The following is a 17263-nucleotide window of genomic DNA, read 5'->3' as shown; positions in this document are numbered from 1 at the left end:
TGTCCATGAGTCTCGATTTTCCGGTCGACAACCCGCCAACGCGGTATCACCCGCTGACGACGCAATTGCCGATCAAGGTCGCCACCGATGCGGTCAGCGTGCGCTATGGCGACAAGCTGGCGCTCGAAGATGTCTCGCTGGAGATTCCGGATCGGGCGGTCACCGCCTGCATCGGTCCGTCCGGCTGCGGCAAATCCACCTTTCTGCGCTGCCTGAACCGGATGAACGACACCATCGACACCGCGCGCGTCAGCGGATCGATCCGCATTGATTCCGAGGAAGTGAACGGCCGCGATGTGGACCCGGTGGTGCTGCGCGCCCGGGTGGGCATGGTTTTCCAGAAGCCCAACCCCTTCCCGAAATCGATCTATGAGAACGTCGCCTATGGCCCGCGCATTCACGGTCTGGCCGAAACCAAGGCCGAGCTTGACCACATCGTCGAGACCAGCCTGATCAAGGCGGGCCTCTGGGCGGAAGTGGCCGACCGTCTGCATCATCCGGGCACCTCGCTCTCGGGCGGCCAGCAGCAGCGTCTCGTCATCGCCCGCGCCATCGCGGTGAACCCCGAAGTGATCCTGATGGATGAGCCGTGCTCGGCGCTCGACCCCATCGCCACCGCACGCATCGAGGAACTGATCGACGAACTGCGCGAGAACTATTCGCTGATCATCGTGACCCACTCCATGGCCCAGGCCGCACGGGTGTCCCAGATGACGGCCTTCTTCCACCTCGGAAAGCTCGTGGAATACGGGCCGACCGAGGAGATCTTCACCAACCCGCTCGATCAACGCACCCAGGACTACATCACCGGACGTTTCGGATAAGCCCCGCGCAATCGGACCTTTGAAAGGCCTACGCAATGAACACGTCGCACACCGCGCCGCATATCGTCAAAGCCTTCTCCGAAGAGCTTGAACAATTGACCGCCGATGTGGCGGCCATGGGCGGGCTGGCCGAGAGCATGGTCAGCGACGCGCTTCAGGCTGCGTCCAGCCGGGACGGGGATCTGGCCGACGAAGTGCGTCTGCGGGACGCCCAGGTCGACCAGATGCAGCGCGATATCGAGAAGAAGATCATCCGGCTGCTGGCCCTGCGCCAGCCGATCGCCCAGGATTTGCGGGTCTGCATCGCCGCGCTGAAGATCGTCTCCGATCTCGAACGCGTGGGCGATCTGGCCAAATCCATCGCCCGGCGCGTGCACACGCTGAACGCCTCCGACCCGACCGCCCTCAACGGCGCCGTCGAGCGCATGGGCCGCGTCGTGCAAAGCCATCTGCACCAGGTTCTGGACGCGTACGCAACGGGCGAAGCCAGCCGCGCCGTCGCCGTCTGGGAACGCGATGACGATGTGGACGAGCATTACAACGCCCTGTTCCGCGACCTCGTCACCGCCATGCGCGAGGACGGCTCGATGATCGAGCCGGGCGCGCATCTGCTCTTCATCGCGAAGAATCTCGAGCGTATCGGCGACCATGCCACGAACGTCGCCGAAGTGGTCCATTACCTGGTTACCGGGCAAGAGCTGACGGCTGATCGGCCGCGCGGCCCTCGTCCAGAAACGTCCTAGCGAAGGGGGTTCGCCATGCAACCGCATGTACTGGTCGTAGAAGACGAAGACGCTCTGTCCGAGCTGCTCTCGTACAATCTCAAGAAGGAAGGCTTCCGGGTCTCCCTCGCCGCCGATGGCGAAGAGGCGATGATGCTGGTGGAAGAGCGCCAACCCGATGTGGTGGTGCTCGACTGGATGCTGCCGAAGATCTCCGGCATCGAGGTCTGTCGTCGGCTCAGAAGCCGTCACGAGACGCGCAACCTGCCGATCATCATGCTGACGGCGCGCGGCGAGGAAGCCGATCGGATCCGCGGCCTCGACACCGGGGCGGACGACTACATCGTCAAACCCTTCCTGATGAAGGAGCTGTTCGCGCGAGTTCGCGCCGTCCTGCGCCGCATCCGGCCGGGCCTGGCGGAGGACTCTGTCACGGTCGGGGACATCACGATCGACCGCGTCGCCCACCGGGTGGTGCGATCCGACCTTGAAATCCATCTGGGTCCGACCGAGTTTCGCCTTCTGGACTATCTGATGCAGCACCCCGGGCGCGTGTTCTCGCGCGAGCAACTGCTTGATGCGGTGTGGGGCTCTGATGTTTATGTGGAGGCGCGCACGGTAGACGTGCATATTGGTCGCCTGAGAAAGGCGCTCAGCGCAGGCGGAGAACACGATCCGATCCGGACCGTTCGCTCGGCCGGCTATGCCCTGAACGCCGCCTGACCCATCGAAATGCGACGCCTAAGGAGCTGCAGACCCTGCGGCGTCGTTAAAAAGGCCGGCCTGGTTCGCCAGGCCGGCCTTTAACTTTTCAGGTCTGTGAAGTCGCCTAGAGGACTTCAAACAGGCCCGCAGCGCCCATGCCGCCGCCCACGCACATGGTGCAGACGACGTATTTCACGCCGCGGCGCTTGCCTTCGATCAGGGCGTGGCCGACCATGCGGGCGCCCGACATGCCATAGGGGTGGCCGACCGAGATCGCGCCGCCATTGACATTGAGGTTCTCGTTGGGAATGCCCAGCTTGTCACGGCAGTACAGGACCTGCACGGCGAACGCTTCGTTCAGTTCCCACAGACCGATATCATCCATGGTCAGGCCATTGGCCTTGAGAAGCTTCGGCACGGCGTAGACCGGACCGATGCCCATCTCATCCGGGTCGAGGCCCGCCACCGCAATGCCGCGATAGGCGCCCAGCGGCTGAAGACCGCGTTTCTCCGCTTCCTTGCCTTCCATCAGCACGGCTGCGGATGCGCCGTCAGACAGCTGGGAGGCGTTGCCCGCCGTGATGAACTTGCCTTCCTTGATCTGCTGACCATTGGCGAAGACGGGGTTCAGCGATTGCAGGTTATCCAGCGTGGTGGACGGACGGTTGCCCTCGTCCTTCTCCAGCGTGACCTCCTGCTTGGAGATTTCGCCGGTCGCCTTGTCCTTCACCAGCATGGTGGAGGGCAGCGGCACGATCTCGTCGTTGAACTTGCCCGCTTCCTGCGCCGCAGCGGTGCGTTGTTGCGATTGCAGGGCGTACTCGTCCTGGGCCTCGCGCGAGACGCCGTAGCGTTCGGCCACGATCTCGGCGGTTTCCAGCATGGACATGTACAGATCAGGGCGGTGCTCATTGATCCACGGATCAAACGCCTTGTGCAGGTTCATGTGCTCGTTCTGCACCAGGGAGATCGACTCAAGGCCCCCGCCCACGGTGACGTTCATGCCGTCCGAGATGATCTGCTTGGCGGCGGTGGCGATCGCCATCATGCCCGAGGCGCACTGGCGGTCCATGCTCATGCCCGACACAGAGGTCGGCAGGCCGGCGCGGATGGCCGCCTGGCGGCCAATGTTCTGGAAGGTCGAACCCTGCTGCATGGCGGCGCCGATGATCACGTCCTCGATCTCGTCGGGGGCGACCTTGGAGCGTTCCACGGCGTGCTTGATGGCGTGGCCGCCCAGTTCCTGGGCCTGGGTGTCGTTGAAGGCGCCGCGATAGGCCTTGCCGATCGGCGTACGGGCGGTGGAGACGATAAGCGCTTCACGCATGGTGAGGCTCCTTTGCTGGCTTAAAGGATGGGAACCTAGCCCAGGGCGAGGTCGAAATGCTTGGCGGCGTACTGGATGAACTTGAAGGTCTGGCGCGCGCCCTCTTCAAATTCCTCCTGGCCGTGATCAGAGGTGATCTTGTCGATATTGGCGAGCACGTTCTCCGCCGTCTGGTCTTCCGGCGGCAGATAGATGCCCGGCGTTTCATAGATCTTGGTGGCGGCGTAACCGCCCGCGCCGGCGCACAGAATGGTGCGCTCGGGCGCGGTTTCGGCGCACAGGGCGACCAGGCCGGCGGTGACGCTTTCCGGCGTCATCAGCTTGGCGGCCTCTTCAGGGATCAGCCCTTCGGTCATGCGGGTATGGGCGGTCGGGGACAGGGTGTTGACCTTGATGTTGTTCTTGCGCCCTTCCAGATGGAGGACGTTCATCAGGCCCACAACCCCCATCTTGGCGGCGCCATAGTTGGACTGGCCGAAATTGCCATAGATTCCAGAAGATGAGCTGGTCATCACGATCCGGCCATATCCGGCCTCCTTCATGTGATCCCAGACCGCCTTGGTGCAGACGACCGAGCCCCAGAGATGGACTTCCATCACGGCGCGGAAGTCATCCAGGGTCATCTTGGAGAAGCTCTTGTCGCGCAGGATCCCGGCATTGTTGACCAGGATGTCGACCTTGCCCCAGGTCTCGCGCGCGGCGTCGACCATGGCGGTGACTTCATCAGGCTTGGTGACGTTGGCGCCGTTGGCGATGGCCTCGCCGCCGGCGGCCTTGATCTCTTCAACGACGGTTTCCGCCGCGCTCAGGGACGAACCGGTGCCATCCACCGCGCCGCCCAGATCGTTGACGACCACCTTGGCGCCGCGACGCGCCAGCTCCAGTGCGTGTGAACGTCCAAGACCGGCGCCGGCGCCGGTTACAATGGCGACGCGGCCATCAAAACGAATATCGCTCATGGCAAAATGCCTCCCTGATCAATCGGTCTTTTCGCGTATGCGAACCGGTTTTGATCAGGAAAGCAATTGCTGCGGCGCCGCGCAAGGTACTTAAGCTATAAAAGAAAGGCCGGCTCAGCCACCCTGTCGAACCCGCTGCGGCAGATGAAAGCCTGCACCGATGCGTTCGAAAGGCCGGAAATGAAATCCGGGTCGGTCAGCGGGTGTCGGCCATCCGCTGACGGCTTGATCTGGCTGCGGTCATCACTCATGCCGCCCACATGACGCTCCCAGTCGTCCAGCGCCTCTTCGACAGCCTGGGGATCAAGATTGAGGGCGTCGACACACGCCGAGAGCCGGGCGCCCGTCGTGTGGCGCAGATCGAGGACGATCTGCAGCTTGAGCACTTCCTCGATCGGCCAGAGGCGCATCCGGCCGCCATGGGGACGCACCCCATGCACCGCCTTGATGAAGCCCAGCCGCTGAAGGTGACGCAGCACGCCCGTCGAGACCGGACGATCCACCGCTTCGGTGATCACTTCGTCATCGGTGAGCAGCTTGCGAAGACGCCAATCATAGACCAGCAGTGCGCCCAGCGCGCCCGGGTCCCGCAGGGTGAAATCCGTCCGTTCAGCAAGTGCAGCCATAAGAGCCCCCTATGCCCACGCTTCAGTGATTCTGAATGCGTATAATGAGTTTGTCTAATAAACATATTCGTCGAATTGTCTTAATGAACAATTTCGAGAATTCATGAGTTATATGCGAATAACTCTCAATCATCTCTTTCAAAATACTGATTTTATTGCACCGCTCCGGTCAGCGTGCCGAAGTGGCACATAGACCTTGGTGGAACCCTGGCCAATCGCTGCGTGAGCTTTTCATTCGCCGAATCAGTTCACCGAAATCAATATAAACACGTTCGATCGCCTCCGGGCCCAAGCTGCACCGGATCGTCTAGCCGTGCTCACTCTCCGGTTCCGAGAGGAGGCGTTGGTAACTCTCCACCAGCGCCAGATAGGGCGGAACATGGGTGTTCTGCAGCCCCTGCCCCGTCTCGACAGCCATCCGGATCTCGAAATGAAGATGGATGGTCGTCGCATTCCCGCCAAACTCGTTGGAGACGAGCCCAAGGCGCTGTCCCCGCACAACCTCATCGCCCGGCGCAATCAGCAGGCTGTCCCGGTCCAGATGCAGATAGGTGTAACGCACGCCCTCCGGGCTCATCAGCCTGACCGAGTAACTTCCCACTGAGGTGATCACGCCGTCCCCCGCCGCCACCGCCCAGTGACGGGCGTCCTCACAGCTGGCCGGACGAATGTCCTGGCCCTGATGCCCCGTTCCGGCCGGACACAGTGGCGTGGCGTAACCGCGCGTCTCGCAGAAATTGTCACGCCAGGCATAGCTGTAATTCTCGGCGTCGCACTGACCGCCGCCGGGGCCCAGATACCCGCCATGGCCATAGACCTGAGAGTTCGCATACGCCTGACCCGCCTCGAGCGGGAAGCGCATCTGCGGCGCGTAATTGATCTGCAAGGCCTGCCCGACGCCGCTATCGGGCGCCAGATCGCCCGGCGGCAAGAAGGCCACAGGGTCCAGACCGTCATCCAGCAACGGACCTTCCGGCTCAGGCTCGGGCTCGCGCTCGGGCTCGGGCTCGGGCTCGGGTTCGGGCTCGGGTTCGGGCTCGGGTTCGGGCTCAGGCTCGGGTTCGGGCTCAGGTTCGGGCTCAGGTTCGGGCTCAGGCTCCATGAAGGGGTCTTCGCCCATAATAGGCGCATCAGGCGCCGGCGGCGGCGCCTGAATTGGCCAGAGCACCAGAAGCGCTCCACCCAGGATCGCGACCAGAACTGCAAGAACCAGCTCGACAGGACGGGGCATCATGGGGCCTCCCTGTCACGCGTACCGGGCATGAGCTGCAAGGACGCCCAGAGCCCCTCGCCATACTCCGGCGCGGTGCAGCGCGGATCCGTCTCGGGCGCCTCGCATTCCAGCGTTATGGAATAGGCCGCGTTATAGCGGTTGAACGTGATTTCCCGGCCATAGGCGGTGGGCGTGCTGCGATAGCCTTCCGCCCCCGCGCCGCGCAGATGACGTGCGGTGAGCGCGTCCGGCGGCGCAGCATGCGCGAGGCGCGTGCCGAAGACCTCGATCAACAGCCCCTCGCCCTGGATGACGAGCGTATAGAAATCGCCCCGCGCGTAGAGACGCGCACCCGCAAGCGGATTGAACCGCAGCGCTTCCTGCGTTGGCGTGAGGATCGGAACTTCGGTCTCACCCCCCTGTTCCACCGTCACGTTTTCCGGGATGACGGGTCGCGGCATGGCGCGAACCGCCGTGAACCCGGCCCGCTGGCGCTGGAGCACGTCCTGGCGCACAGCCTGCCAGTCCACGTCGACAGCAATCGGCGTGTCGGGCTGGGGACGGATGGGCTGAGCCGCGCCCAGACGGGCAGGCTGGGCGCTGGCGGCGCACGCCATCACCCCCGCCAGAGCCCCTCCGGCCAGAATGATGGCAATGCGTCGCGCCGCCCGTCCTTGCATGCGCCCCTCCGAGACCACGGGCGCATTTTAATCGATTATTAACCAACTGACGACGCTTTTCAGCGCGCCCGTCAAACGGCTTTGGTCTCAGAGACTTGATCTGGCTCTGGGGCAAACCAGGCATAGACCGCCGGCAGGATGAACAAGGTCACGAGCGTCGAGCTGATCAGCCCCCCGATCACCACGACCGCCAATGGTCGCTGGACCTCGGACCCGACCCCGCTGGCGAACAGCAGGGGCGCAAGGCCGAGCATGGTGGTTGCGGCCGTCATGAGCACGGGCCGCACCCGCAGGAGCGCGCCCTGAACGCTCAGGGCCTCACGATCTCCGCCCCCGAGCGCCAACCGGTCCAGAAACGAGACCAGCACCATGGCGTTGCCGAGCGCGATGCCAAAGAGAGCAATGAAGCCCACCGACGCCGGCACGGACAGGTTCAGCCCGGCCAGCCAGAGCGCGACAAGGCCGCCCACCAGCGCCAGCGGGATGTTCAGCACGATCAGCAGCGCGCTCTTCACCCGCCCGAACGCAGCCAGCAAGAGAAGGAAGACCAGCCCGAGCGTCACCGGCACGATCAGGGCGAAGCGGGCATTGGCCTGCTGTTGCAGCTCGAACTGCCCGCCCCATTCCAGAAGATAGCCTGGCGGCAGATCAAGCTCGGTCTGAACCGCGGCCTGCGCCTCTTCAACAAAGGAGCCGATATCGCGATCGCGCACATTGGACTGGATCGTGATGAAACGCCGACCATTTTCCCGCGTGACCTGACGCGGTCCCTCGATCCGCTCCACCCGCGCCAGCGCGCCCAGGGGCAGACGTTCGCCATTGGGCCCCTCGATCAGGGTTCGGGCAATGCGCTCGGGCGTGTTCCGGTCGCCTTCGGCATAGCGCGCGATGATGTCAAAGCGGCGCACGCCGTCAAACACCTGACCCGCGTGCGCCCCGCCGATCGCATCCTGCACCGTCTCTAGCACATCGGCCACCTGCAGCCCGTAGCGGGCGATGGCGGCGCGATCGACCTCGATGCTGATTTGCGGGGCGCCGCCGACCTGTTCGACCTGCACGTCCGCCGCGCCCCTGACGGCTCCGACAACCGCGGCGATTTCGCTCGCCTCCTGCGCCAACACCTCGGTGTCGGGTCCGAAGAGCTTGATGGCGATCTCGGCGCGCGAGCCGGTCAGAAGCTCGTCCGTCGCCGCGGCGATGGGCTGGGTGAAGTTGAACTGGGCGCCGGGAAAGTCCTCGAACGCTTCGCTCATCTGCGCCAGCAGAGCCTCCTGATTGCGCACAGCCCCCCATTCGGATCGGGGTTTCAGGGCCAGAAAGGATTCCGCATTGTTGACCGGGTCGGCATGGGCGCCCACCTCGCCCCGGCCCACGCGCGTGACGACGCGCTCGACCTGCGGGAAACGTTCGAGCACATCCTGTTCAAAGCGGGTGACGGTCTCCCGCGCCGCATCGAGCGAAATCGAGGGCGCCATGGTCATGCGCACCAGAATGTCGCCTTCATTGAGCCGCGGCGAGAATTCAGACCCCAGGCGGATGAAGGCGAGCGTCCCCGTGGCCAGCATCAAGGCGGCGAGCCCGGCAGCCAGCCCCCGTCGCGCCACGAGGTAACCGATGGCGGCGCCCAGACGATGGCCCGCCCCGGGCGCTGCATCCGTCTGGGCAGGACGCGGGGGCGCTTTGAGCAAGCGGCTGGCGGCCGGCGCGATGACCAGGGCGAACACCAGCGACCCCGCCATGGCGAGGATCACGGCGAAGGCCAGCGGGCGGAAGGTCTTCCCCTCCACCCCCTGCAAGGTGACAATGGGCAGGAAGACCAGCATCACGATCGCGATCGAGAAGCCGAGAGGCTTGATCACCTCAGCCAGTGAAGAGGCGAGCAGCAAGGTCCGCTCGCCGCCCGCGCCCTCCGCCAAACGTCGGCGCGCATTCTCCACGATCACGACCGCGCCATCCACCATCATGCCGATGGCGATGGCGATGCCGCCCAGAGACATCAGGTTCGCCGAAACGCCCAGCAAGCGCATGGCGATCAGCGCGAAAGCGACCGAGAACGGAATGGAGGCGGCGACGATCAGGCCGGGCCGCCAGCCGCCCATGAACGCCATGAGCAGCACCACCACCAGAAGCGCGCCCTGCCATAAGGCCGTCGTCATTGTGGAAACCGCCTGGTTCACCAGTTCTGACTGGTCATAATAGGGGCGCGCGACGACGCCTTCAGGCAAAGCGGCGTTGACCGCTTCCAGCCGCTCCGTCACGGCGGCTATGACCGCGTTGGTGTTGGCGCCGGTCAGCTTCAGGACAAGGCCGGCGACCACCTCTCCATCCCCGTTCATGGTGGCGAGCCCCTGGCGCGGGGCGCCGCCCACGACGATGTCGGCGATCTCGTTCATCACCACCGGCACGCCATTTACGGCCTTCACCACGACCTGGCGCAAATCCGCCTCGCCGTGCAGCAGCCCCTCGGCGCGCACCGTGTATTGTTCGTCATTCTCGACAATGTACTGCGCGCCCGCGTTGAGGTTCGCCCGCTCGAGCGCCGTGATGACGTCCGCCATGGAGAGGTCGTACTGGATCAGCGCCTGAGGCCTGACATTGACCTGGTATTGCCGCTCATACCCGCCGAGCGAGAGCACTTCGGTGACCCCGGGCACGGTCTGGAGGTCCAGCTTCACCAGCCAGTCCTGCAAAGTGCGCAGGCCGATCAGATCCGCGTCCGCACTGTCGAGATAATAAAAGAGCACCTGACCCAGCCCGGTCGTGATCGGCCCGAGTTCAGGCTCGCCAAACCCCTGCGGGATATCCTCCCGCGCCGCCGACAGGCGTTCGGAAACGAGCTGTCGGGCCAGATAGATATCTGTCCCGTCCTCGAAATACGCCGTCACCACGGACAGGCCGAAGGTGGAGTTTGACCGCACTTGCTCAAGACCCGGAAGGCCGCTCATCGCGGTCTCCACCGGAAAGGTCACATAGCGCTCCACCTCCTGCGGGGAGAGCCCGTCGGTGACCGTGAACACCTGAACCAGGGGCGGCGTGATATCGGGAAAGGCGTCCACCGGCAGGGTCCGCCAGGACCAGCCCCCCGCCAGGAAGACGGCCACGAAGGCGATCACGGCGAAACCGCGGGCGGAGACGATGCGGTCGGTCCAGCTCCGGCGGGCCGCCCCTGAGACGCTAGTGGTTATGGCCATCGCCGAACGCCCCCTTCTGAAGTTCTGATTTCAGGGCGAAGGCGCCGGTCACGACAATCGGATCACCCTCCTGAAGGCCGGAGACAATCTCGACAAAATCCGCGCCGCGGCGTCCAAGCCGCACCGGTCGGGGCTCGAAGCCGTCATCCTCGGGCACGAAGATCACGCTCTCTCCATTGAGGGTCTGAACCGCGCTTGCCGGCGCGCGCAGCAGCCGCCCCGCCTGACCGTCCTCCAGTTCAACAGTGACGAAGGCGCCGGGCATCAGCCGGGATGTCTCATTGTCCACGATCAGCCGGGCGAGGCCGGTACGCGTCTCCGCGCCGATCTGGGGCGCGACGAAACTCACCTCGGTCTCGATGATCTCGCTCTCGCTCAGACGAATGCGCGCGCGGGCGCCGGGGCGGACCCGCATCAGATCCGGGCCGTAGATGGCCGCATCTACCCACACCCGGGAGGCGTCGGCGATGGTGAAGGTCGGCATGACGTCGCCGGCTTCGGCGAACTCGCCGCGCACCGCATGGCGTTGGGTGATCACCCCGCTCATAGGCGCCCTCAGGGCATATCGGCTCAGCGCGCCGGTCTCGGGATCGGCCAGAGTGTCACGCGCCGCTTCATCAATACCCAGCGCATCCAGCTGGAACTCGGCGCTGCGCACCGCGATCCGCGCTTCCTCAAGCTCCCGACGCGCGGTCTGGAACCGGCTCTCGGTGGAGACGCCGCGGTCAAACAGCTCGCGTTCACGCTCGAATTCGGGCCGCACCAGCTCCAGCGCGGCCAGCGCGGAAAGATAGGCCGCCTTGGCTTCCGCGAGCTCGCGGCTGTCAACAATGGCCAGCAGATCTCCGGCCTCGACGCTGTCGCCCATGCTGGCATGGACCTCCCGGATCACGCCTTCCACCGGTGCGGAGACAAGCGCAATGCGGTTCTCGTCAAATCGGACTTCGCCGGGCAGCTCGATCCAGCCGCCAACCGGGCCGGTGCTCACTGCGCCGAGGGCGATGCCCAGGGCCTGGCGGTCCTCGGGCGAAAGGCTGATCAGGTCGTGCGCTTCACCGTCGTCATGATCATGGGCGCTTTCACTCCCGTGATCGGCGTCGGTTTCATCATGGTCGTGCGAGTCTGGCCTGGAAGGCGCATCGTCACACCCGGCAAGCGCGAGCGAAATCGCTGCCATACATGCAGCGAGGGGGAAGGCGAAACGCCCTCCATCAATCTGGAAAATCATGGGTATCCCTGAAGGTCAGTGCGTCGGAAACAGGTTCAGACGATGACGCTCCGGGGCGGGGAATAGGGCGGCGCGGTGATCCGCGTGCTGAAGGACTGGGGACGCAGGACCCGCTTCATGGCGCTTTCAGACACCATGGCCGGTTCGACCAGTCCGGGCAGTAGGTCAAGATGGTGGGTCACACAGGCGTCCTGGCACGGCGCGTCGACCTCATGGTGGTCATGATCAGCCTCGGCATGATGAACCGAATGCCCCTGGCCTGCGCCGACTGTCAGATCGTCCGCCGCACACGCCATCTGCGCACTGACCATCAGGACGGTCAGCGCCAGCAGCAGCATATGAAACGGGCGGTGCAGCATCGTCGCAACGATAGCCAACACCGCCCGTCCGGACAAGCACGCCTGGTGCGCGCAAGACGTCTAGCTGACCAGCTGCTCACGCAGTTTGCGCGACGCCATGACAAAGCCGATCAGGCTGGTCGCGCCGAACACGGCCACCACGATGATGGCCCAGCGCAGGCCTTCAGCCACATCCATGCCGCTGGCCGAGAAGCTGTCAGAGAGCAGGCCGACACTCAGCGGCCCAAGCCCCAGACCGATCAGATTGATCACGAACAGCAGAAGCGCCGAAGCGGTCGCGCGGGTCTGCGGACGCACCAGCCCCTGGGCCGTTGCGAAGATCGGCCCGTACCAGACCGCGTTCAGCAGCACCGGAATGGTCAGAAGGATCAGAGACAGCGACACCGAAGGGGTCAGCATGGCCCACAGGAAGGGCGGCACGGACAACACCGAGGCAATGGCGGGCACCAAGGTGTAGGCGCGTGCATCCTTGCGGCCCACATGATCGGAAATGAACCCGCCCAGATAGGTGCCGATCGCGCCGAAAATCCCGATCAGGATCCCGAGCACCAGACCGATGAAGCCGATCGGGCCCAGCGCCACACCGGTGAGATTTTCCAGATTCTGGGAAATCGCCGCCAGACCGTCAGTGTGGTTGCGCATGTAGAACGAGCCGTAAAAGGCGATATGGCCGTAGGAAACCATGGCATTGATCGCTGCGCCGAACGCAATCCACCAGAAGGCGGATTTTCCGCGCAATTCGCGGGCGGCGTCGCCAAGGGTCGGGCCGGTATCGGTCGGCTCCTTGGGCCGGTCCGCACGCGGCTCGGGCAGGGTGAACCAGGCAAGCAGCGCCATCAGCACGCCCGGCGCGCCCGCCACCAGGAAGGCGGCCCGCCAGCCATACGCGTCCGCGATAAGACCGCCCAGCGCCATGCCCGCCAGAGAGCCCAGCGGAATGCCGAGCGAATAGAAGGCCAGCGCCGAGGCGCGTTTCTCTTTGGGGGCGTAATCGGAGATCAGCGAGTGCGCGGGCGGCGTGCACCCCGCCTCGCCCACCCCGACGCCGATCCGCGCCAGAAGCAGTTGGACGAAATTGGTCGCCAGACCGCACGCCATGGTGAACAGACTCCAGATCGCCACGGCGACGGAAATGATCTTCACCCGATTGCCGCGTTCTGCGAGCCGCGCGATGGGCAGGCCGAGAAAGGTGTAGAACAGGGCGAAGGCCAGGCCGGTCAGCACGCCGACCTGCCAGTCCGCCAGGCCCAGCTCGAGCTTGATCGGCTCGGCCAGGATGTTGACCACCTGACGGTCAAGAAAGTTCAGGATGTAGATCACTAACAGCACCGTCAGCGCATAACGCCGCTTGGGCGCCGCCAGGGGCGGAACGGTTGGATGTTCGGATGCGGCCTCGGCCATGATGGACTCCCCGGAAATCTTGTTTTGTTTTTTGTTGGCGCGCGTTTAACGGCTGCGCGCCAGAGCCGGATTGCAGGCCCTAGTTGAACCGCCCGTTCTCTTCCGCCTTGCGCCGCAGGAACGGGCTGATCTCGAAGCTGTCCGCGAGGCGGTCGGCATGCTTTTCCAGACCCTCGAGCACGGTTTTCGCGCCGATCTGGTCCGCCCAAAACATCGGCCCGCCGCGATAGGTCGGCCAGCCATAGCCATACACCCAGACCACATCGATGTCTGAGGCGCGCTGGGCGATGCCTTCATCGAGGATCTTGGCCCCTTCATTGACCATGGGATAGAGCAGGCGTTCGCGAATCTCCTGATCGTCAATCGCGCGTTGCTCATAGCCGGCCTTTTCGGCGAACTCGGCGATCAGGCGCTCGACGTGCTCGGACGGCGCGCCGCGGCGGTTCTGGTCGTAATCGTAAAAGCCTGCGCCGGTCTTCTGGCCCCGGCGATCCTGTTCGCACAGGATTTCGCGCACCGTGGAAGACGAGGTGGCGTCCGGATCCCAGCCAATGTCCAGACCGGCCAGATCCGCCATCTGGAACGGCCCCATGGGCAGGCCGAACTCCACCAGCACCCGGTCCACATCCCAGGGCTTGGCGCCCTCAAGGATCAGGCTGTTCGCTTCCGCCTGGCGCTGGGCCAGCATGCGATTGCCGATGAAGCCATGGCAGACCCCGGCGACCACAGCCACCTTGCCGATCCTGCGCGACAGATCCATGGCGGTCGCCAGAACCGTGTCGGCAGTCTTCGCGCCGCGAACAATTTCCAGCAATTTCATGATATTGGCCGGCGAGAAGAAGTGCAGGCCAAGCACCGATTCAGGCCGCTGGGTCACCGCCGCAATCTCATTCACATCCAGATAGCTGGTGTTGGTGGCGAGGATGGCGTCCTTCTTGGCGATCGAATCCAGAGCCGTGAAGATCTCCTTCTTGATCCGCATCAGCTCGAAGACCGCCTCGATGATCAGGTCACAGTCCGACAGGGCGTCCATCTCCAGTGTCGGCGTGAGAAGCGCCATGGCCTTTTCAACCTGGTCCTGGCTCAACCGTCCCTTGGCGGCGCTGGCCTCGTAATTCTTGCGAATGGTCGCCACGCCGCGATCAAGCGCAGCCTGTTCGCGCTCCACAAGGGTCACAGGGATCCCGGCGGACAGAAAATTCATGGTGATCCCGCCGCCCATGGTGCCCGCGCCGATCACGCCGACACTGGACACAGTCTTGCGCGGCGTGTCCTTGGCGATGTCATCAATCTTGGCGGCGGCGCGTTCGGCGAAGAACAGGTGCCGCAGCGCGGCGGACTGGTCGCCCGTCATCAGCTTGGTGAACAGTTCGCGTTCCAGTTTCAGCCCTTCGGACAAGGGCTTCTCGGTCGCCGCCTTCACCGCCTCGATACAGGCCTGCGGCGCGTCCATGCCGCGGAAGCGGCGGGCGTTTTTCTGGGCGAAGGCATGAAAGACCTCCGCATCCGCAGAGAGCTTGTCCGTTCGCGCGCCGGTGCGGCGCGGACCGTCGGCAATCCTGGCTCTGGCGAATGCGATGGCTGCGTCGCGCAGCTTATCCGCCTCCACCAGCTCATCCACCAGACCAAGGCTTTGCGCCTTTTCCGCCGAGATCGGGTCACCTTTCGCGATCATCTCGAGCGCAGCTTCCACACCGACCACCCGCGGCAATCGCTGGGTGCCGCCTGCGCCCGGCAACAGGCCGAGTTTCACCTCCGGAAGGCCCAGCTTGGAGCCGCGTGCGGCCACCCGATAATGCGCGCCCAAGGCCACTTCCAGCCCGCCGCCCAGCGTCGTGCCGTGCAGAGCCGCGACAACGGGCTTGTCCAGCGCTTCGATCGCTTCGATCACTTCGGGCAGCGAGGGGGATTGGGGCGGCTTTCCGAACTCGGTGATGTCGGCGCCCGCATGGAAGGTCCGTCCGTCAGCGGCGATCACCACGGCCTTCACTGCGGCATCGGACCCGGCGGCTGTGACAGCGTCCATGAGGCCGGACCGCACCGCATGGGAAAGCGCGTTCACCGGCGGATTGTCCGAGACGATCACCAGCACGCCGTCCGTCACCTGAGTCTTCACTGTCATTGCGTTTGCCTCTTTGCGTCTTGCTTCAGCATACCGATTTTTCTATCGCCTGATCACGGCGGTCAAGGATCGTGCGATGAGATTTGATCATTTGCGGTTCGCGCAAGCATGATCTAGCGTTTGAAAATACAATATATATAAGCCTTGGAGGAAACATGATGGGCGCGCGCGAATGGCCCGCGCTTACGGCGCAAGCCGCTCAGGAGCAGCTGTGCGCGCCGGGGGCGCTTTTCGAATTTACGGTACAACAGATCAATGGCGCGCCCGTTCGGGTGTGGAAGAACGGACCGCAAGTCCTGCCCGATCTGGTCGAAGCCGCAAAGGCGCACGGCGACCGGGACTTCATGGTGCTCAATGATGAGCGGGTCAGCTTTGACGCCTTCCGGCGCGCCACCGCCCATCTGGCCGACGCCTTGCTCGCGCGCGGCGTCGAGCCGGGCGACCGGGTGGCGATCGCCATGCGCAACCTGCCTGAATTTCCCATCGCCTATTTCGCCATTACCGCCATCGGCGCCATCGTCGTGCCGCTGAACGCCTGGTGGACCGGGCCCGAGCTCGAGTATGCGATAAGGGACAGCGGCGCGCGCACCCTGATCTGCGACGCCGCGCGCTGGCAAGTCCTGGCCGGTCAGGCGATTGCATGTGACGCCCTGGTCTGTCGCGCAACGCCGGGCGCAGCGCCCGAACGCCTTGAAGACCTGATCGGAGCGCCGAAGGACTGGGCGAAGCTCGACCCTCGCCCCCTGCCCGAAATCCATATCGCCCCGGACGATCCGGCCACCCTGTTTTACACCTCCGGCACAACCGGCAAGCCGAAAGGCGCGCTCGGCACCCATCGCAGCTCGATGAGCAATGTGCTGTCCACCGCCTATGCCGGCGCCTTCGCCGCCCTGCGACGCGGCGAGCCGGTGCCCGAGCCGGAACCGCGCGCCTCGCTTCTGCCCATTCCGCTGTTTCACGTCACCGCCTGCAATGCGCGCATGCTGTCGAGCGTGCATGTGGGCCACAAGACCGTGCTGATGGACAAGTGGGATCCGCTGGAAGCGCTCCAATTGATCGAACGCGAGCAGATCACCCATACGGGCGGCGTGCCCGCCATCGCCTGGAGCCTGATCGAGCATCCGCGCCGCAAGGAGTTTGACCTCTCCTCCCTGACCGGGGTCGCCTATGGCGGCGCGCCCGCTGCGCCCGAGCTGGTGCGCCTGATCGCCGAGGATCTGAACTGCGAGCCGGGTACGGGCTGGGGCATGACCGAAACCAGCGGCACGGTCACCCGCCATGACGGCGAGGATTATCTGAACCGGCCCGACAGTTGCGGCCCGCCCGTGCCGGTGGCGGAACTCAAGATCATGAGCCTGGACGGCGAAACCGAACTGCCTGCCGGCCAGTCGGGCGAATTGTGGGCGCGCGGTCCGATGGTGGTTCGCGAATACTGGAACCGGCCCGACGCAACCGCAGAGACCTTCAAGGAGGGCTGGGTGCGCACGGGTGACGTCGCCCGGCTCGATGAGGAGGGTTTTTGCTACATCGTTGATCGCGCGAAGGATGTGATCATTCGCGGCGGCGAGAACATCTACCCTGTGGAGATCGAGAACCGCCTGTATGAGCATCCCGCCATTGTGGACGCCGCCGTGGCCGCGATCCCCCATCGCACCCTGGGAGAGGAGCCGGCCGCCCTTGTCACCCTGGCGTCCGGCGCACAGGCGGACGAGGCGGAGCTTCAGGCGTTCGTGCGCGAGGCGCTGGCGAGCTTCAAGACACCCGTCCTCGTGCGCGTTCATGACGGGCCGTTGCCGCGCAACGCCAGCGGCAAGATCCTGAAAACCGAAGTCAGGCGCATTCTGGCGGAACTCGCTGCCATGCGCGCCTCGGCATGACGGCGAGACGCGCTATAGCGGTGGCGTTT

Annotated in this window: 14 protein-coding genes; 4 read left to right on the top strand and 10 right to left on the bottom strand. The window is 64.6% G+C overall.

The features are described 5' to 3' along the window. Positions 1-5: 5 nt before the first annotated feature. From pstB to phoB, 3 genes are read left to right on the top strand one after another with little or no spacing between them, the layout of a single operon-like run. Positions 6-824 (top strand): phosphate ABC transporter ATP-binding protein PstB, encoded by an 819-nt coding sequence (gene pstB / locus OA2633_RS12855; RefSeq protein ID WP_156776257.1) that lies wholly within the window; start codon positions 6-8, stop codon positions 822-824. Between the two features lie 35 nt (positions 825-859). Next, entirely contained in the window at positions 860-1567 is a 708-nt protein-coding gene (gene phoU, locus OA2633_RS12850; protein ID WP_009802997.1) for a phosphate signaling complex protein PhoU, read from the top strand. A 15-nt stretch (positions 1568-1582) separates the two neighbouring features. Next, entirely contained in the window at positions 1583-2269 is a 687-nt protein-coding gene (gene phoB / locus OA2633_RS12845) for a phosphate regulon transcriptional regulator PhoB (protein ID WP_009802996.1), read from the top strand. A gap of 106 nt (positions 2270-2375) precedes the next feature. On the opposite strand, the gene OA2633_RS12840 is transcribed toward phoB, so the two are convergent. The 10 genes from OA2633_RS12840 to OA2633_RS12795 form a co-directional block, all read right to left on the bottom strand. Beyond that, positions 2376-3578, bottom strand: a complete 1203-nt coding sequence (locus OA2633_RS12840) for an acetyl-CoA C-acyltransferase (protein ID WP_009802995.1) — start codon at positions 3576-3578, stop codon at positions 2376-2378. Positions 3579-3613: 35 nt separating this feature from the next. Further along, the gene (locus OA2633_RS12835) at positions 3614-4537 is read right to left on the bottom strand and encodes an SDR family NAD(P)-dependent oxidoreductase (RefSeq protein WP_009802994.1); all 924 of its coding nucleotides are present in this window, start codon (positions 4535-4537) and stop codon (positions 3614-3616) included. Between the two features lie 95 nt (positions 4538-4632). Then, positions 4633-5163, bottom strand: coding sequence for a hypothetical protein (locus tag OA2633_RS12830; protein ID WP_009802993.1), 531 nt, complete (start codon positions 5161-5163; stop codon positions 4633-4635). A 307-nt stretch (positions 5164-5470) separates the two neighbouring features. After that, positions 5471-6397, bottom strand: coding sequence for a M23 family metallopeptidase (locus OA2633_RS12825; RefSeq protein ID WP_009802992.1), 927 nt, complete (start codon positions 6395-6397; stop codon positions 5471-5473). Next, the gene (locus OA2633_RS15570; protein WP_009802991.1) at positions 6394-7056 is read right to left on the bottom strand and encodes a hypothetical protein; all 663 of its coding nucleotides are present in this window, start codon (positions 7054-7056) and stop codon (positions 6394-6396) included. The genes OA2633_RS12825 and OA2633_RS15570 overlap by 4 nt, the downstream gene beginning before the upstream one ends. Positions 7057-7127: 71 nt before the next feature. Then, positions 7128-10247 carry an efflux RND transporter permease subunit gene (locus OA2633_RS12815; protein ID WP_009802990.1) on the bottom strand — a complete coding sequence of 1040 codons (3120 nt, stop codon included), beginning with the start codon at positions 10245-10247 and terminating at the stop codon, positions 7128-7130. Further along, on the bottom strand, positions 10231-11424 hold the full coding sequence (locus OA2633_RS12810) for an efflux RND transporter periplasmic adaptor subunit (protein WP_009802989.1): 1194 nt from the start codon (positions 11422-11424) through the stop codon (positions 10231-10233). Before OA2633_RS12810 ends, OA2633_RS12815 begins: the two co-directional genes overlap by 17 nt. A gap of 86 nt (positions 11425-11510) precedes the next feature. Further along, on the bottom strand, positions 11511-11852 hold the full coding sequence (locus OA2633_RS12805; RefSeq protein ID WP_156776255.1) for a hypothetical protein: 342 nt from the start codon (positions 11850-11852) through the stop codon (positions 11511-11513). Between the two features lie 42 nt (positions 11853-11894). Beyond that, entirely contained in the window at positions 11895-13235 is a 1341-nt protein-coding gene (locus OA2633_RS12800) for an MFS transporter (RefSeq protein ID WP_009802987.1), read from the bottom strand. Positions 13236-13314: 79 nt separating this feature from the next. Continuing rightward, positions 13315-15357 carry a 3-hydroxyacyl-CoA dehydrogenase NAD-binding domain-containing protein gene (locus OA2633_RS12795; protein ID WP_009802986.1) on the bottom strand — a complete coding sequence of 681 codons (2043 nt, stop codon included), beginning with the start codon at positions 15355-15357 and terminating at the stop codon, positions 13315-13317. A gap of 158 nt (positions 15358-15515) precedes the next feature. Between OA2633_RS12795 and OA2633_RS12790 the strand changes: the two genes are divergently transcribed. Continuing rightward, positions 15516-17234 carry a class I adenylate-forming enzyme family protein gene (locus OA2633_RS12790; RefSeq protein WP_009802985.1) on the top strand — a complete coding sequence of 573 codons (1719 nt, stop codon included), beginning with the start codon at positions 15516-15518 and terminating at the stop codon, positions 17232-17234. Positions 17235-17263: the final 29 nt, after the last annotated feature.

The sequence above is a fragment of the Oceanicaulis sp. HTCC2633 genome (genome assembly GCF_000152745.1).
Taxonomy (GTDB): domain Bacteria; phylum Pseudomonadota; class Alphaproteobacteria; order Caulobacterales; family Maricaulaceae; genus Oceanicaulis.
The sequence above is the reverse complement of the archived record's forward strand: the minus strand, read 5'-3'. Positions and strand labels throughout refer to the sequence as shown.

Bases quoted from the DNA above. Each gene is read 5' to 3' on its own strand.
- OA2633_RS12790 (WP_009802985.1), top strand. From the start codon at position 15,516: ATGGGCGCGCGCGAATGGCCCGCGCTTACGGCGCAAGCCGCTCAGGAG.
- OA2633_RS12830 (WP_009802993.1), bottom strand. From the start codon at position 5,163: ATGGCTGCACTTGCTGAACGGACGGATTTCACCCTGCGGGACCCGGGC.
- OA2633_RS12800 (WP_009802987.1), bottom strand. From the start codon at position 13,235: ATGGCCGAGGCCGCATCCGAACATCCAACCGTTCCGCCCCTGGCGGCG.
- OA2633_RS12825 (WP_009802992.1), bottom strand. From the start codon at position 6,397: ATGATGCCCCGTCCTGTCGAGCTGGTTCTTGCAGTTCTGGTCGCGATC.
- OA2633_RS12795 (WP_009802986.1), bottom strand. From the start codon at position 15,357: ATGACAGTGAAGACTCAGGTGACGGACGGCGTGCTGGTGATCGTCTCG.
- phoU (WP_009802997.1), top strand. From the start codon at position 860: ATGAACACGTCGCACACCGCGCCGCATATCGTCAAAGCCTTCTCCGAA.
- OA2633_RS12815 (WP_009802990.1), bottom strand. From the start codon at position 10,247: ATGGCCATAACCACTAGCGTCTCAGGGGCGGCCCGCCGGAGCTGGACC.
- phoB (WP_009802996.1), top strand. From the start codon at position 1,583: ATGCAACCGCATGTACTGGTCGTAGAAGACGAAGACGCTCTGTCCGAG.
- OA2633_RS15570 (WP_009802991.1), bottom strand. From the start codon at position 7,056: ATGCAAGGACGGGCGGCGCGACGCATTGCCATCATTCTGGCCGGAGGG.
- pstB (WP_156776257.1), top strand. From the start codon at position 6: ATGAGTCTCGATTTTCCGGTCGACAACCCGCCAACGCGGTATCACCCG.
- OA2633_RS12810 (WP_009802989.1), bottom strand. From the start codon at position 11,424: ATGGCAGCGATTTCGCTCGCGCTTGCCGGGTGTGACGATGCGCCTTCC.
- OA2633_RS12840 (WP_009802995.1), bottom strand. From the start codon at position 3,578: ATGCGTGAAGCGCTTATCGTCTCCACCGCCCGTACGCCGATCGGCAAG.
- OA2633_RS12835 (WP_009802994.1), bottom strand. From the start codon at position 4,537: ATGAGCGATATTCGTTTTGATGGCCGCGTCGCCATTGTAACCGGCGCC.